Below are 14,749 nucleotides of genomic sequence, written 5' to 3' on the forward strand. Positions count from 1 at the left end.
GGAGAATGCGCATGAGTGATTGGGACAAGGGCCGTCGCGCGCGCGCCGCGCGCATCGCCGCGGGCGCGCGCTTTGCGCAGGGCAAGCGCGTGGACGCACGCGATGCGACCGCGCTGCTCGAAGCGGTGATCCAGCCGGGCGACCGCGTCTGCCTCGAAGGCGACAACCAGAAGCAGGCCGACCTGCTCGCCGCCGCGCTCATCGCGGCCGATCCGGCAGTGCTGCACGATCTGCACATGGTGCAGTCGGGCGTGGTGCTGCCCGAACACCTCGACGTGTTCGAGCGCGGCATCGCGCGCCGCCTCGACTATGCCTATTCGGGGCCGCAGTCGCAGCGCATCGCCAAGCTTCTGTTCGGCGGGCGCATCGAACTCGGCGCCGTGCACACGTACCTCGAGCTGTTCGCGCGCTACTTCATCGACCTGACCCCACAGGTTGCGCTGATCGCGGCGGTCAGCGCCGACCGCAACGGCAATCTGTATACCGGGCCGAACACCGAGGACACGCCGACCGTGGTCGAGGCGACCGCGTTCAAGGACGGCGTCGTCATCGCCCAGGTCGGCGAGATCGTCGACGAGCTGCCGCGCGTCGACATCCCGGGCGACCAGGTGCATTTCGTCATCGATGCGGGCAGGCCGTTCTTCGTCGAGCCGCTGTTCACGCGCGATCCGGGCGCGATCACCGAAACACAGATTCTCACCGCGATGCTCGCGCTCAAGGGCATCTACGCGCCGTACGGCGTGCGCCGTCTCAACCACGGCATCGGCTTCAACACCGCGGCGATCGAACTGCTGCTGCCGACCTACGGCGAGCGCCTCGGCTTGAAAGGCAAGGTCGCAAGCCACTGGGCGCTCAATCCGCACCCGACCTTGATTCCGGCGATCGAGTCGGGCTGGGTCGAACAGATCCACTGTTTCGGCTCCGAAGTCGGCATGGACGCCTACATTCGCGCGCGCTCGGACATCTACTTCACCGGCGCCGACGGCTCCTTGCGCTCGAATCGCGCGTTCTGCCAGACGGCCGGCCTGTATGCCTGCGACATGTTCATCGGTTCGACCCTGCAGATCGATCTGGCCGGCCATTCCTCCACCGTCACCACGGGCCGCATCGCCGGCTTCGGCGGCGCCCCGAACATGGGCAGCGATGCGCGCGGGCGGCGCCATCCGAGCGAGCCGTGGATCAAGGCCGGTGCCGAGGCCGATCCCGGCGAAAAAGCCGCGCTGCGCCGCGGGCGCAAGCTCGTCGTGCAGATCGGCGAGACCTTCGGCGAAAAGAACACGCCGATGTTCGTCGAGAAACTCGACGCGCTCGAACTCGCCGAAAAACTCAAGCTCGATCTCGCCCCGATCATGGTCTACGGCGACGATGTCACCCACATCGTCACCGAGGAAGGCATCGCCAACCTGCTCTTGTGTCGCGACGCCGACGAACGCGAGCAGGCGATCCGCGGCGTCGCCGGTTACACCGACGTCGGCCGCGCGCGCGACAAGGCCTTCGTCCAGCGCCTGCGCGAGCGCGGCGTGATCCGTCGCCCCGAGGATCTCGGCATCGACCCGCTCGACGCCGACCGGCGCCTGCTCGCGGCGCGTTCGGTCAAGGATCTCGTGCACTGGTCGGGCGGCCTCTACGCGCCGCCGTCGAAATTCCGCAATTGGTGAGGAAGCGCATCATGGAACATCTCAACTACAAGCACACGGCGCGCGCCCGCGCCACGGGCGAGAAGAAGCAGGCGCTGGTCGGAGTGGTCGCCTCGGGCAACCTCGAAGTGCTGGTCGAACGCGTGCTGCCGGGCAACGAATGCGAGATCGATATCCGCACCGCGGCGGAAGGTTTCGGCGAGGTGTGGAAGGAAGTGGTCGCCGATTTCGTCGGGCGGCGTTCGCCGGGCGGACTGAAGTTTTCGATCAACGACGGCGGCGCGCGCCCGGACACGGTCGCGCTGCGCCTTGCCCAGGCGGCGCGTGCGCTCGAGGGAGACGGAACATGAGCGCGGCATCGGCAGCGACGCGTATCGACGATGCGCTCGCGCAGAGTTGGTATGAGGCATCGGCGCGCCAGCGCGTGGATGCCCTGCTCGATCGCGGCAGCTTCGTCGAATTCATCGGCCCCGAGCGGCGCGAGACGAGTCCGCATCTGCCGCTGTTCGACCTGCCCGAGCAGTTCGACGACGGCATGATCGTCGGTCGCGGGCGCCTCGACGGCGCCTCGATCCTGATCGCCGCGCAGGAGGGTCGTTTCATGGGCGGCGCGTTCGGTGAAGTGCACGGTGCCAAGCTCACCGGCCTGTTGCGCGCCGCGCGCGAGCTGCGCACACCGGTCGTCATCGCGTTCGACACCGGCGGTGTGCGCCTGCAGGAAGCGAACGCCGGCGAAATGGCAATCGCCGAGATCATGCGCGCGCTGCTCGAAGCGCGACTGGCCGCAGTGAACGTGATCGGCCTCGTCGGCGGGCGCGCGGGCTGCTATGGCGGTGGCGGTCTGATCGCGGCTTGCTGTTCGGCGCTTGCGGTATCCGAGCAAGGCCGCATCAGTGTGTCCGGGCCCGAGGTCATTGAGACCAATCGCGGCGTCGAGGAATTCGATTCGAAGGACCGCGCCCTGGTCTGGCGCACGATGGGCGGCAAGCACCGGCGCCTGATCGGCGGCGCCGAAATCTTCGTCGACGACACCGTGGCAAGTTTTCGCGCGGCCGCGATTGCGCTGCTCGCGCGCGCGCCCGCGCTGACGCGCGCGATGCTGGTAGCCGAACAGGCGCGCCTCGAGACACGCCTCGACGCGTTCGGTGACTGCGCCGATGCACTCGACATCTGGCGCAGGCTCGGCATAGCCGATGCAGCGTCGGTGCCGGCCATGTCGTATGGCGAATTCGACGCGCTCGGCGCACGCATCACGGAGGTGATCCATGACGCTCGCTGAAATCCTCGCCTCGCTGTTCCCGCGGGGAAGCTCGGTCGTCGTCGAGGATGGCCTGATCCACGGGCAAGGCCGTCGCGTGGATGGCTCGCCGCTGCATGTGATCGGCGTCTGCGAGCGCAGCGCGGTCGGCATCGACGAGGCCGCGAAGCTCGCGCGCCACGTGCTTGAAATAATCGCGGGCGAGGACAGCGCGCCGATCCTCGTACTGATCGACAGCGACAGCCAGCGCATGTCCAAGCGCGATGAAATGCTTGGTCTCAACGAATTTCTCGCGCACCTGGCCAAGTGCCTGATCCTCGCCGACGTGCTCGGCCATGCGACAATCGGCCTTCTATACGGCCATACCGCAGCGGGCGCTTTCATCGCCACCGCGCTGGCGACACGCACGCTGCTCGCGCTGCCCGGCGCCGAGCCCGTGGTCATGGACCTGCCGTCGATGGCGCGCGTGACCAAGCTGCCGATCGAGACTCTGCAGGCGATGGCGAAGACCACGCCGGTGTTCGCGCCGGGGCTTGCTAACCTCGCCCAGACCGGTGCGGTCGCGGCGACGCTCGATCCGCAACGTTCGCTCGCCGCGCAGGTCGAGGAAATCCTCGTCGCCAACGCCCGCGAGGCAGGCAAGGATGAGCGCGACGTGCTCGGCAAACGGCGCAACGGCAGGACAAAGGCCGCCGACATTGCCCTGCGCGTGCAGGAGCTGGCGCGTGCCTCGACTTGATCGCGATCCGCCGCGCCACAGTCTCGTGCGCGTACACGCGCGCGCTTGGCAGGCGTCGCTCGCGGCGCAACCCGCTTTGCAAGGCGAGCCGGTGCTGCGTGACTGGGCAGCGCGCGGCTGGCCGCTGATCGCGCGCCGTGCGCTGCCGGGCGAAGCCGCGGGTGTGCCGCTGGGCCTGCCGTTGCCACCCGCGCTCGGCAAGCGGCGCATTGCGGTAACGATGCCGGCGGATGCGATCGAGTCGGTGTTCTCGCTGCCGTCGCTGCACGACGCGATGGCGGGCGCACCGCTTTCATGGCAGGCGACCTTGCACCATCTCGTCGGCGTTGCCGAGGATTTCCAAGTCGAAGTACGCGTGTTCGGCTCGCTTGCCTGGCAGGCGCTTACCGGGCTCGCGTATCTCGGCGCGAACTCCGATCTTGATCTGCTCTGGACCCTGCCCGCGCGCGCGCGGCTGGCCGATCTTCTCGCCACGCTGGCGATGATCGAGGCACGCGCACCGATGCGTCTCGACGGCGAATTCGTGCGTGCCGATGGCGCCGGTGTGAACTGGCGCGAATTGCACGCGGGCGCAGGCGAGGCGCTCGTGAAGACGTGCGGCGCGGCGCGGCTCGAACCGGTCGCCACATTTCTCGGAGAGGCCGCGTGAACGCGCTAGCGCAAACTTCGACCGTCGTTGTTTCCACGTTGCGCGGAATTGGAGCGGATTTTCGCCGTCCGTTGGACGCTGGCACTTGCGATAACTTCCCGCAGCGCATCGCCGCGCTCGCGCAGGACTGTTTGTATCTCGAAATTACCACCTGGCCCAAACCCGGTCTCGTCAGTCATGTCGACAACGGCAGTCACGATGACATGGACGCAGCGACGTTCTTGCGCAGCGCCGCGGCGATTGCCCCGTATTTCGCGGAACTCGCAGATGCCGGCGCCTGCGACGCGGCGATGCCGACCTTGCGTCGTATCGGCCTGCGTGCGGAGATCGCGATGCTGCGCGCGACCGGTGGCGTCAACACGCATCGCGGCGCGATTTTCGGCCTCGGCCTGCTCTGCGCCGCAGCGGGCGCGCGCGAAGCCGCTAGCGCCGTGTGCGGTGAAACGCTTGGCGCGATCGTCGCACGACGCTGGGGTGCGGACATTCTTGCCGGGCCGCGCCTGTGCGCCAGTCACGGCGAGCGCGCGCGGCAGCGTTTCGGCGTGGGCGGCGCCCGGGTCGAAGCCGCGCGCGGATTTCCGAGCGTTTACCATGTCGGCATCCGAGCCTTGCGCGACGCCAGGCGGCTTGCGCCTGGCGACGCCGAGGCGCAGCGCGTGCACGCCTGCCTCGCGCTCATTGCGGCCACCGACGACACCAATCTCCTGCACCGCGGCGGCCGCGATGGACTCGAATTCGCGCAAGCCATTGCGCGCGCCTTCCTCGAGCGCGGCGGCATCGCGCAGGCGGATTGGCTTTCCGCTGCCGCGACGATCCACACCGCGTTTGTCGCGCGCCGGCTGAGTCCCGGCGGCGCGGCCGATCTGCTGGCGATGAGTTTGTTCGTCGATCGACTCGACCGCGAAGGCGACATCGGCGAGCTGCCGCGATGACGCTGGCGATTCTCTGCTCCGGCCAGGGCGCGCAATATGCGGGCATGTTTGCGCTGACTCGCGACACACCTGCGGCGAAACCGCTGTTCGCCGTCGCCACCGCGTTGCTTGGCTACGATCCGGGCGATGCCTCGCTTGCGGCGCAGAATCTGCTGCGCAATCGCGACGCCCAGGTGTTGTGCACGCTGGCGCCGTTATGCGTCGTCGCCGCACTCGGCAATGCCTTGCCGGCGCGGCGCTGCGTCGCCGGTTACAGCGTCGGCGAAATCGCGGCGTGGAGCGTCGCCGGCTTGATCGAACCCGGCGCCGCGCTCGAACTCGTCGCCGCGCGCGCGCAGGCGATGGACGCGGCGAGCCAGGGTGATGAGAGCATGCTGTTCGTGCGCGGCTTGGCGCGCGAACTTGTCGACGCGATGTGCGCCGGTCGTGCAGCAGAGATCGCGATCATCAATCCGGGCGAGGCGTTCGTGCTTGCCGGACAGCGCGATGCGCTCGATGCCATCGCGATCGAAGCAAGGCAGCGCGGCGCGGTGCGCGTGGTGCCGGTCGCGGTGCAGGTCGCCTCGCATACGCGCTTTCTGGCCGCCGCGTCGCCCGTGTTTCGCGAGCGCCTCGGGCAGGCGCACATCACGCGCGCGCTGCGCCCCGGAGTGCGGCTGCTCAGCGGCATCGATGCAGCAACGGTGCTCGATGTTCGCGCGGGTCTCGACAAACTTGCCGCACAGATTTCGCAGCCCGTGCAATGGGCGGCCTGCATCGACGCCTGCGTCGAATCGGGAGTGACCGCCTTCCTCGAACTCGGCCCCGGCCGCGCACTCGCCGAGATGGCGGCCGCGGCGTATCCGTCACTGCCGTCGCGCAGCGTCGAAGACTTCAAGTCTCTGCAAGGCGTGTGCGATTGGCTCGCGCGCATCGACGCCTAGCGCTGTTTGACCTAGCTGCCAACCCGATCTAGTCGCGGGACTCGTTGCCGTTGCCGTGGACTGTTGCGATCCAACACGCAAGCCGGGCCGAGCGGAACGCGCGAAATGCGGAAGAAATCGATGGAAAAACAAGCCCCCGGCTCAACTTGTTGATGTCATCCCGCGCTTCACAACATTGAATGCCGCCTAACGGCAGCGCCGCATTCAGCTGGCGTACCTTGAGCCACCGCGCGGCTGCGCGTAGCTTGTCCCTCGTAATCTCCCTACTGCAAGGCAGATTGCCATGTTGACCCCGAGCATCGAGCGCTCGGGGTCTTTTTATTTTCCGACAGGAAAATCAGTGCTCGTCGTGAAGCGGCGACTGCGTGGGTTACACACACGTGTGCGTCAAAAGATGTAGTGCAGTCCCACCGATGCCGACCAGCGTAGCTCGATCTGTAGGCCGTTGACGCGCTGATGCAGCGGAACCTGCGCGAAGGCATAGGCTGAAAATCGGCGCGAGAGATTCCAGGTCATGCCGGGACTCAGGTAGATCAGGGTTGCACCGCTGTTGTCGATGTCGGCATTCGCGCCCTGCTCGCGCCTCTCGAAGCGCGCATTGACCTGCAACTGCGGCACGAAGGTCTCGCTCGCGGTGTAGCGCAAACCGGCGTTGAGATTCAAGCCCGTGCCCGGTTTGAAGTTTTCACGCGAGTTCAGCGGTACCTGCAGCAGCGCTTGACCGAAGTAGCCCCAGTCCGCATTGAACGCACCGAAATGGTAGGCACCGAGCAACAGATCGGTGGTGCCGGTACCGAGCTGCAGGCCGCGATCGACAGTCTCGCCCTGCTGCGGTCCCGTTTCGAACTTGCTGCCGAACGCTCCGGTCGGCAGCTTGACGCCGAATTCGACGCCGGTGTCGCGTTGCGCATCGAAGCCGGAATAGCGCGCAAGCACACGCAGATCGCCGATACCCTCCTCGTGCGAGGTCGAGACCGCCTCGTCGCCCGCGACGATCGTGCCGTGCGAACGATTGAACCAAGGCAGTGCGACGCTGACGCCCCAGTCCTTGCCCGGGCTGTAATCGAGTGCGAACGTATAGTTGCGGTTGGTCGTGTACTGCTGCACTTCGCGCTCGTTCGGAATCGCGACAGTTTCGCGGGCGACGCTGCTCGTGCCTTCGCGCAGTTGATCCTGGTCGAAAAAATCGAAACGCGCGTCGAAGCGCCAACCCTTGCTTGTGGCCAATCCCTGACTGGCCCAATCCGAACTCAGGGTGCAGCCGCAGGCCGAGCAGGCGAGCGCAGCCGGCGACGCCACGGCGGTGAACAATCCTGCAAACAGGCAACGAACGACGGGACGCATGCAACTCCTTGATAAAAACCTGTGTGGCGAACCGTCACCTTGCCGGTTGCGTAGTCTAGGCGACGCGCTTCGGCCAAAAATGCGGCAGGATGCCGCATTCGTGCGCAGGCTTACGCGGCGACTGCCTCGAAGTACGGCGCCGGCGCGTACGACAGTTTCGGAACAGTCCTATATTCCAGTCATCGCGACGGACGTTCATTTTCGCGGAGCATGCGGCAAGCACATCGGCGCGACGACCTTTATGTCTTCGTGTCGCGCCCCTATCTTCCGCAGGCGACAATCTTTTTCATCTTCAACGGAGCAGGCAATGGAACTCGGCATGATCGGCTTGGGCCGCATGGGCGCGAACATGGCGCAGCGGCTGGTGCGCGGCGGACATCGCGTGGTGGGATTCGACTTTAGCGCGGAAAGCCGCGCACGCGCCGCGCAGAATGGCATCGATCCGGTCGCGTCGCTGGCCGAACTCGTCGCCGCACTCAAGGCCCCGCGCGCGCTCTGGCTGATGGTGCCGGCCGGCGCGCCGGTCGATGCGACCATCGACAACCTGCTGCCGCTGCTCGCGCCGGGTGACACGCTCATCGACGGCGGCAACTCGATGTACAAGGACACGCAGCGGCGCGCGCAACGCCTCGCCGAACACGAGATCCACTACGTCGACTGCGGCACCAGCGGCGGCGTCTGGGGTTTGCAGGAAGGCTACAGCCTGATGATCGGCGGCGACGAGGCCGTCGTGGCGAGGCTGGCGCCGATCTTCGCCACGCTCGCACCCGCACCCGACCGCGGCTGGGGTCGCGTCGGTCCGGTCGGTTCCGGGCACTACACCAAGATGGTCCACAACGGCATCGAGTACGGCATGATGCAGGCTTACGCCGAAGGCTTTTCCATCCTCGAGCACAAGCAGGAATTCGCCCTGGACCTGGCTCAGATCGGCGAGATCTGGCGGCACGGCAGCGTGGTGCGTTCGTGGCTGCTCGACCTCACCGCCGATGCGCTCAAGAAGAACCCGTCGCTGCAGGGCATCGCGCCCTGGGTGGCCGATTCGGGCGAAGGCCGCTGGACCCTTGCCGATGCGATCGAGCTCGGCGTCTCGACGCCGGTCATCGCGGCCTCGTTGCTCGAACGCATTCGTTCGCGCGACAAGGATTCATTCTCCGACAAGCTGCTCGCAGCGATGCGCAACCAGTTCGGCGGGCACGAAATGAAGAAAGAATAGCCGCGCGACGCCGCGGCCGGAATGGGTCAGGGCGCTGCGGGCGGTGCGCCCTGCGTGTCGGCGACCGCGCCGGCGAGCCGGTCACGCGTGGTCTGCAGCTGACGCGGGTTGAGCGCGGCGAACGCGGTCTTCGTTGCCGCGGCGAAGCGGCCTTCGGCATCGGCGAGCGCGCGCTCGTTATCGGCTAGGTCCTGGACGTAGCGTGGCGCGTCGATGCTCGTGCCGGTCTGCACGACCGGTTGGCGCGAACGTTCGAGCTCGACGCACTCGCGCAGCGCGTCCTCCATCTTCGACCACGGCTCGATTTGCGCCGGAGTGAGCAGCAGGTCGGCGCGCAGCTTACGCATCTCGCCGAGCATGGCGCGCAGCGGACTCGGCGCGCGTACGGCCACGTCAGGGTTTTTCGTTGCGGATGCGCTGCTCGGCTGCCCGCCATGGCTGCCGTGCCCGCCGTGGCCACCCATGCCACCGCCCATCTGCGCGGCGCCGGTGATCGGCCAGGCCAGCGCCGCCGCGATCAGTGCAACGAGAAGGAACTGTGTCGCCGCGCCGCGCATCTGCGCGTGCGCCGCAGCGGCCGTGGACCTGGCTGCGGCGTAGGCAAGGCGCGGCAAATTTGCGTTTGCCGGCGCCGGGCGGTAGACGATAGGCGCGAAGTTGCCGAGCCGGCGACACCAAGCATCGGCGTCTTCGGCAATCGAGATTTTCGTCATCATGCTGGTCGTTTCCGAATGAGCGAGTGCAATCGAACCGGCGCGAGTCTGGAAACGAAACGTGCAGGAAATGTGGAATGCGCGATCCGGACCGATGTGCGTTCAGCAAGTGGACATGTCCGCGGCCGGACCGCGCGACTCGCTTCAGACAAGCGCGAGTTTTCCTCTTACATCAACGCCTTGCGGAACACAGCCTGCGTCTTGACCCGCGCATAGCCTTCACGTTCGTAGAAGCGGTGCGCGCGCTCGCGCACCACGTTGCTGCGCACGCGCATCAACGCGAAGCCGTGCATCCGCGCCCATTGTTCCGCGGCCGCGAGCAAGGCCTTGCCGACGCCGATACCACGCGCGGACTCGTCGACGACGAGCCCAGCCAGCTCGGCATAGGGTGCGTCTTCGAGCTGCAGGCACGGCACGACATGGGTCCAGCCGACGACGCGGCCTTCGGCCTCAAGCGCCGCGACGAAGATTTCACCAGCGCTCGCGGCACGCACACGCGCGTAGCGCTCGCGCATCTCGACCGGTGCCGTCGGATAGCCGAGCTGCCCCGACAGCGCCGCGATCGATTCCACATCACGATCGTCCGCGGTGCGAACGACGATGCGCGCTTCAGTCGCAGCAGCCATCGCCGCCCTTGACCGTATGCGCATGCGTCGCCGCGACACCGCGCGTCAGACCGGCGACACTGGCCACGTAGTGGTCGGCGATCACCTTGGCCACGCACATCGACACGCGCTTGCCGGTCGGGATGTGGATGAACTCGTTCGGTCCGTGCGCGTTCGAGTGCGGACCGAGCACGCCGGTGATGAGGAATTGCGCGCCGGGGAATTTCTCGCCGAGCATGCCCATGAACGGGATCGAGCCGCCCTCGCCCATGTACGCCGGCGGCGGCCCGAAGAATTCCTTTGACGCGGCATCGACGGATTGCTCCAGCCACGGCGCGAGTGCGGGGGCGTTCCAGCCGCTGCCGGCCTTTTCGAGATCGAACGTGACCTTGGCCCCGTACGGCGGATCTTTTTCCAGCAGTGCCTTCAATTCGGCGCCGGCCTTGACCGCATCGAGCGTCGGCGGCACGCGCAGGCTGAGCTTGACCGCGGTAAACGGCCGCAGCACGTTGCCGGCAGAGTCGAGTGCGGGAATGCCGCCGACGCCGGTAATCGCGAGCGCCGGCCGCCAGGTGCGGTTGAGCACGAGCTCGGCGTCGTCGCGGCTGATCGGCTGCATGCCTTCGACCCACGGGAACTTCGAATAGACCGCATCGCCGAGCACCTTGGCCGCCTGCTTCGCCTGCTCGATGCGCTGCGCGGGAATCTCGACCTGGAATTCTCGCGGCACGATCTTGCCGGTGTCCTGATCCTCGAGTCGCGAGAGGATCTTGCGCAGGATGCGGAAGCTCGACGCGACCACACCCGAAGCGTCGCCCGAGTGCACACCCTCTTCGAGCACGCGCACGGTGAGATTGCCGCCGGTCAGGCCGCGCAGCGAAGTCGTCAGCCAGAGTTGGTCGTAATTGCCGCAACCCGAATCGAGGCAGACGATCAGCGAGGGCTTGCCGATGCGCGCGGCGAGATGGTCGACGTAGTACGGCAGGTCGTAGCTGCCCGATTCCTCGCAGGCTTCGATCAGCACGACGCAGCGCGCGTGCGGCGTCTTCTGCGCCTTCAGCGCGAGGATCGCGGCGAGCGAACCGAAGATCGCGTAGCCGTCATCGGCGCCACCTCGGCCGTAGAGCTTGTCGCCCTCGATCACCGGCTTCCATGGACCGAGATGTTCGGCCCAGCCGGTCATCTCGGGCTGCTTGTCGAGATGGCCGTAGAGCAGTACGCAATCGTCGCCGCTTTTCGCATCTTTCGATGCCGGGATGTCGATAAAGATCAGTGGCGTGCGGCCTTCGAGTCGCACCACTTCAACCGTCATGCCCTCGATCGCCTTGGTCTTGGCCCAACCCGAGAGCTGCGCGACCGCCTGATCCATGAACCCGTGCGCCGCCCAGTCCTTGTCGAACATCGGCGACTTGTTCGGAATCTTGATGTATTCGACGAGCTGCGGAACGATCTCCTCGTCCCAGCGCGCGGAAACATCGGAGCGGGTCAGGTTGGCATCCATCGCAATCACCTTGGCAAATTTCAAGGTTGCGATTTTAGTCCCCCTCACTCCGTGCTGACGAGGGCCGCTTGCTCTGCTTTGCTTGGTCACGCTCTTTAATTGCTTTCTGAAAAGCAAGGGCTTCCACTCGCCCTGCGGGCGAGCGTCTTACTTTCTTTGCTTGCACAAAGAAAGTAAGCAAAGAAATGCCCCCCAGAGCATTGCGCCTTTCGCGCATCCTGCGCGAACGGTCCGCGTCAGCGGCCGGGTTCCGCTAATTGCACGTCCGTGTGCAATAGCGGAATGCGCGCGGTCCTCGCGCGCACCCTTCGGGCCTTTTCGACCGCTGCCGCCGCAATGCAATGGGGATCCGGAAAAGCCGAAGCAGCGCGCATCCTGCGCTCCTGGCTTGCTGTTGATGTTGCTCTGCACTTGATCTTCGGGTGCCCGTTTGCCGCGGCGAGGGTGTGACGGAAACGCCCGCAGGGGCGGCGCGATGGATCGCGCCGAGTTCGTTGTCTGGACAAGGACGTTCAGTCAACGAACCCCGGCACACCCTCGCGCACCGCCGCGGGCGGCGCGGCATCCGGGTGCATTTCTTTTGGTTACTTTTCTTTGGGCAAGCAAAGAAAAGTGACCCGCGCGCCGGACGCGCGCGGAAAACCGAATGGACGCGGTCAGAAAGAACCTAAAGACGGAGCACAATTGGATTCCCGCCGGGGGCGCGAGGGAATCTCAAGCGAGAACGTGTCGAGGCGCAGAACAAGCGCCAAACCGTCCGGGATGCACATCCCCCCATCCCATGCCATAATTTGGGGCCAACTCCGGCCGCCAGCTTTCCCGGCGCGGCCTCCAACAAGGGTCAAATGATGGATTTCTTCATTTCCAGCGCCTACGCGCAAGCGGCGGGCGCCGCGGGACAGCCGAGTCCGTGGCCGAGCCTGATCATGTTCGGCGCGGTCTTCGTGGCGATGTACTTCTTCATGCTGCGTCCGCAGATGAAGCGCGCCAAGGAGCAGCGCACGATGGTCGAGGCGCTAGCCAAGGGCGACGAAGTCGTCACCAATGGCGGCATCGCCGGCCGCGTCACCGACGTGGGCGATACCTTCCTCAGCGTCGAAATCGCGCCGAACGTCACGATCAAGGTGCAGAAGCAGGCCGTATCGATGGTCCTGCCGAAAGGCACGTTGAAATCGTCCTGAGCCGGCCGCATCCGTTCCAGACCCCGTGAATCGCGTCGAGCTGCGGCCCGCGCGGTGAATTAAAACAACAACCGTTGCGCCCCGAATCCGGCGCATGAGCGATATCGATGAACGATTTTGCCAAATGGCGTTACGCCCTGATCGCGGTCGTGCTGATCCTCGGCGCGATCTATGCCCTGCCCAACGCCTTCTTCCCGCAACCCGCGGTGCAGGTGTCCGCCAATCGCACGGGTACCGTCGACCAGGCGCTCAAGGAAAAGGTCCAGGGCGCGCTGGAAAAAGACAAACTCGCGTTCAAGAGCCTTGAATTGAACAAGGACACCCTGCTCGCGGAATTTAACGATTCGGATACGCAGAACAAGGCGCAGGCCGCGATCAGCAAGGCCCTCGGCGACCAGTACAACGTCGCGCTGAACATGGCCTCGACCGTGCCGGGCTGGCTGCGCGCGATCGGCGCCAACTCGATGCCGCTCGGCCTCGACCTGCAGGGCGGCGTGCACTTCCTGCTCGAAGTCGACCAGAAGGCCGCGCTCGACAAGATGCAGCAGCGCTATCGCGACGACATCGCCGGTGCGCTGCGCGACGCGAAGATCCGCTACGAGACGATCAATTCGAGCGCGAACGGCATCGTCGCCACGTTCAAGAGCGACGAAGACCGCAAGGCCGCCGGCAACGTGATCGCCAAGCAGGTCAACCAGCCCGAGAAGCTCGGCGACCAGCCGCCGCTGGAGTTGACCGATGGCGCGGCCACCGCCGACAGCTTCCCTCTGATCGCGAAGGTTCGCGAATCGACCGCGCTCGCCGCCTCGCGCAGCACGATCTCGAGCAACCTGACCACGCTGCGCAACCGCGTCAACCAGCTCGGCGTGTCCGAGCCGCTGATCCAGCAGCAGGGCGCGAACCGCATCGTCGTCGAACTCGCCGGCGTGCACGACACGGCCGAGGCGAAGAAGATCCTTGGCGCGCAAGCCACGCTGGAATGGCGCGCGGTCGACGAGAACGCGACCGGCGCGGCCAACCTCGGCAATCCGGGAGCGTACGAAATCGCCAAGACCGGCAACGTGCCGCCCGAATCGCGCCTGTACTACATGCAGCGCATCGGCCCGGACGGCAAGCCTGAGCCGATCATCCTGTCGAAGAAAGTCATCGCCGGCGGCAACGATCTGGTCAACGCGACCGCGATTCCCGACCCGCAGACCGGTACGCCGGCGGTGTCGATCCAGCTCAACGCCAAGGGCGGCGCGAAGATGCTCGAGTTCACCCAGCAGGCCGTCGGCAAGCGCATGGGCGTGGTCTACATCGAACGCGTGCCGCAGACACAGATCGTCGACGGCAAGGAAGTGCGCACGTTCAAGGAAACGCAAGAGGTCATCAACGCAGCGACGATCCAGGGCGTGTTCGGCTCGCGCTTCCAGACCACGGGCCTGGGCCAGAAGGAAGCGAGCGACCTCGCCCTGCTGCTGCGCGCCGGCTCGCTCGCCGCGCCGGTCGACATCGTCGAGGAGCGCGTCATCGGCGCCAGCCTCGGCCAGGAAAACATCGACAAGGGCTTCAAGGCCGTCCTCCTCGGCCTGCTCGCCGTGCTGATCGCCGCGGCGATCTACTACAAGCTGTTCGGCCTGATCGCCGACGTCGCGCTGGTGTTCAATCTCGTCCTGCTCGTCGCCGTGCTCTCGCTGTTCCAGGCCACGCTGACTATGCCCGGCATCGCCGGCATCGTGCTCACCCTCGGCATGGCAATCGACGCCAACGTGCTGATCTGCGAGCGCATCCGCGAGGAACAGCGCAACGGCGCCACCCCGCTCGCCGCGATCAAGGCCGGCTACGAGAAGGCCTGGGCGACGATTCTCGACGCCAACGTCACCCATCTGCTCGCCGCGGTCGCCCTGCTGTTCTTCGGCTCGGGTCCGATCAAAGGCTTCGGTGTGACCCTGCTCATCGGCATCCTCACCTCGATGTTCACCTCGGTCACGCTGACGCATGCGATCGTGAATCTGGTCCACGGTCGGCGCAAAGTGAAGGCCCTTTCGGTTTGATGTTTTCCTCTCCCCGTG

General features: G+C 66.1%; 14 protein-coding genes. 10 read left to right on the forward strand and 4 right to left on the reverse strand.

Annotation, left to right across the window (positions count from 1 at the left end; genetic code table 11):
- Positions 1-11 precede the first annotated feature (11 nt).
- The 7 genes from mdcA to F455_RS0114935 are packed head-to-tail and all read left to right on the forward strand — an operon-like array spanning position 12 to position 6,138.
- Complete coding sequence (gene mdcA, locus F455_RS0114905) at positions 12-1,658, forward strand: malonate decarboxylase subunit alpha (protein WP_026293412.1); 1,647 nt, start codon at positions 12-14, stop codon at positions 1,656-1,658.
- Positions 1,659-1,669: 11 nt separating this feature from the next.
- A complete protein-coding gene (gene mdcC, locus F455_RS0114910) occupies positions 1,670-1,987 on the forward strand; it encodes a malonate decarboxylase acyl carrier protein (protein ID WP_018974114.1) in 318 nt (105 codons plus the stop codon).
- Entirely contained in the window at positions 1,984-2,916 is a 933-nt protein-coding gene (locus tag F455_RS0114915) for a biotin-independent malonate decarboxylase subunit beta (protein ID WP_018974115.1), read from the forward strand. Before mdcC ends, F455_RS0114915 begins: the two co-directional genes overlap by 4 nt.
- Positions 2,903-3,634, forward strand: coding sequence for a biotin-independent malonate decarboxylase subunit gamma (mdcE, locus tag F455_RS0114920; RefSeq protein WP_018974116.1), 732 nt, complete (start codon positions 2,903-2,905; stop codon positions 3,632-3,634). Before F455_RS0114915 ends, mdcE begins: the two co-directional genes overlap by 14 nt.
- Entirely contained in the window at positions 3,621-4,283 is a 663-nt protein-coding gene (gene mdcG, locus F455_RS0114925; RefSeq protein WP_018974117.1) for a malonate decarboxylase holo-[acyl-carrier-protein] synthase, read from the forward strand. The genes mdcE and mdcG overlap by 14 nt, the downstream gene beginning before the upstream one ends.
- Positions 4,280-5,215 (forward strand): triphosphoribosyl-dephospho-CoA synthase MdcB, encoded by a 936-nt coding sequence (mdcB, locus tag F455_RS0114930; RefSeq protein WP_245540002.1) that lies wholly within the window; start codon positions 4,280-4,282, stop codon positions 5,213-5,215. The genes mdcG and mdcB overlap by 4 nt, the downstream gene beginning before the upstream one ends.
- The gene (locus F455_RS0114935; RefSeq protein ID WP_018974119.1) at positions 5,212-6,138 is read left to right on the forward strand and encodes an acyltransferase domain-containing protein; all 927 of its coding nucleotides are present in this window, start codon (positions 5,212-5,214) and stop codon (positions 6,136-6,138) included. Before mdcB ends, F455_RS0114935 begins: the two co-directional genes overlap by 4 nt.
- 387 nt (positions 6,139-6,525) lie before the next feature.
- Here the strand turns inward: F455_RS0114935 and F455_RS0114940 are convergent, their stop codons facing one another.
- Positions 6,526-7,482: a TonB-dependent receptor gene (locus F455_RS0114940; RefSeq protein ID WP_018974120.1), complete on the reverse strand. Its 957-nt coding sequence runs from the start codon at positions 7,480-7,482 to the stop codon at positions 6,526-6,528.
- Between the two features lie 241 nt (positions 7,483-7,723).
- Here F455_RS0114940 and gnd point away from each other — a divergent pair, with 241 nt between their 5' ends.
- Positions 7,724-8,695, forward strand: a complete 972-nt coding sequence (gnd, locus tag F455_RS0114945; protein WP_342662057.1) for a phosphogluconate dehydrogenase (NAD(+)-dependent, decarboxylating) — start codon at positions 7,724-7,726, stop codon at positions 8,693-8,695.
- A 26-nt stretch (positions 8,696-8,721) separates the two neighbouring features.
- Here the strand turns inward: gnd and F455_RS0114950 are convergent, their stop codons facing one another.
- The 3 genes from F455_RS0114950 to F455_RS0114960 form a co-directional block, all read right to left on the reverse strand.
- On the reverse strand, positions 8,722-9,411 hold the full coding sequence (locus F455_RS0114950) for a hypothetical protein (RefSeq protein WP_018974122.1): 690 nt from the start codon (positions 9,409-9,411) through the stop codon (positions 8,722-8,724).
- 164 nt (positions 9,412-9,575) lie between these two features.
- Positions 9,576-10,034 (reverse strand): GNAT family N-acetyltransferase, encoded by a 459-nt coding sequence (locus F455_RS0114955; RefSeq protein ID WP_018974123.1) that lies wholly within the window; start codon positions 10,032-10,034, stop codon positions 9,576-9,578.
- Complete coding sequence (locus F455_RS0114960) at positions 10,018-11,514, reverse strand: M20 family metallopeptidase (protein WP_026293415.1); 1,497 nt, start codon at positions 11,512-11,514, stop codon at positions 10,018-10,020. The genes F455_RS0114955 and F455_RS0114960 overlap by 17 nt, the downstream gene beginning before the upstream one ends.
- Positions 11,515-12,362: 848 nt before the next feature.
- On the opposite strand from F455_RS0114960, the gene yajC reads away from it, so the two are divergent.
- Positions 12,363-12,695, forward strand: a complete 333-nt coding sequence (gene yajC, locus F455_RS0114970; protein ID WP_026293416.1) for a preprotein translocase subunit YajC — start codon at positions 12,363-12,365, stop codon at positions 12,693-12,695.
- Between the two features lie 107 nt (positions 12,696-12,802).
- Positions 12,803-14,731, forward strand: a complete 1,929-nt coding sequence (gene secD / locus F455_RS0114975; RefSeq protein ID WP_018974127.1) for a protein translocase subunit SecD — start codon at positions 12,803-12,805, stop codon at positions 14,729-14,731.
- Positions 14,732-14,749 lie beyond the last annotated feature (18 nt).

Source organism: Rudaea cellulosilytica DSM 22992 (assembly GCF_000378125.1).
Lineage (GTDB): Bacteria > Pseudomonadota > Gammaproteobacteria > Xanthomonadales > Rhodanobacteraceae > Rudaea > Rudaea cellulosilytica.

Excerpts from the sequence above, each read along its gene's own strand:
- mdcE (WP_018974116.1), top strand. The coding sequence starts at position 2,903 with ATGACGCTCGCTGAAATCCTCGCCTCGCTGTTCCCGCGGGGAAGCTCG.
- F455_RS0114960 (WP_026293415.1), bottom strand. The coding sequence starts at position 11,514 with ATGGATGCCAACCTGACCCGCTCCGATGTTTCCGCGCGCTGGGACGAG.
- mdcC (WP_018974114.1), top strand. The coding sequence starts at position 1,670 with ATGGAACATCTCAACTACAAGCACACGGCGCGCGCCCGCGCCACGGGC.
- F455_RS0114915 (WP_018974115.1), top strand. The coding sequence starts at position 1,984 with ATGAGCGCGGCATCGGCAGCGACGCGTATCGACGATGCGCTCGCGCAG.
- F455_RS0114955 (WP_018974123.1), bottom strand. The coding sequence starts at position 10,034 with ATGGCTGCTGCGACTGAAGCGCGCATCGTCGTTCGCACCGCGGACGAT.
- mdcA (WP_026293412.1), top strand. The coding sequence starts at position 12 with ATGAGTGATTGGGACAAGGGCCGTCGCGCGCGCGCCGCGCGCATCGCC.
- yajC (WP_026293416.1), top strand. The coding sequence starts at position 12,363 with ATGGATTTCTTCATTTCCAGCGCCTACGCGCAAGCGGCGGGCGCCGCG.
- F455_RS0114940 (WP_018974120.1), bottom strand. The coding sequence starts at position 7,482 with ATGCGTCCCGTCGTTCGTTGCCTGTTTGCAGGATTGTTCACCGCCGTG.
- F455_RS0114950 (WP_018974122.1), bottom strand. The coding sequence starts at position 9,411 with ATGATGACGAAAATCTCGATTGCCGAAGACGCCGATGCTTGGTGTCGC.
- gnd (WP_342662057.1), top strand. The coding sequence starts at position 7,724 with ATGTCTTCGTGTCGCGCCCCTATCTTCCGCAGGCGACAATCTTTTTCA.
- F455_RS0114935 (WP_018974119.1), top strand. The coding sequence starts at position 5,212 with ATGACGCTGGCGATTCTCTGCTCCGGCCAGGGCGCGCAATATGCGGGC.
- secD (WP_018974127.1), top strand. The coding sequence starts at position 12,803 with ATGAACGATTTTGCCAAATGGCGTTACGCCCTGATCGCGGTCGTGCTG.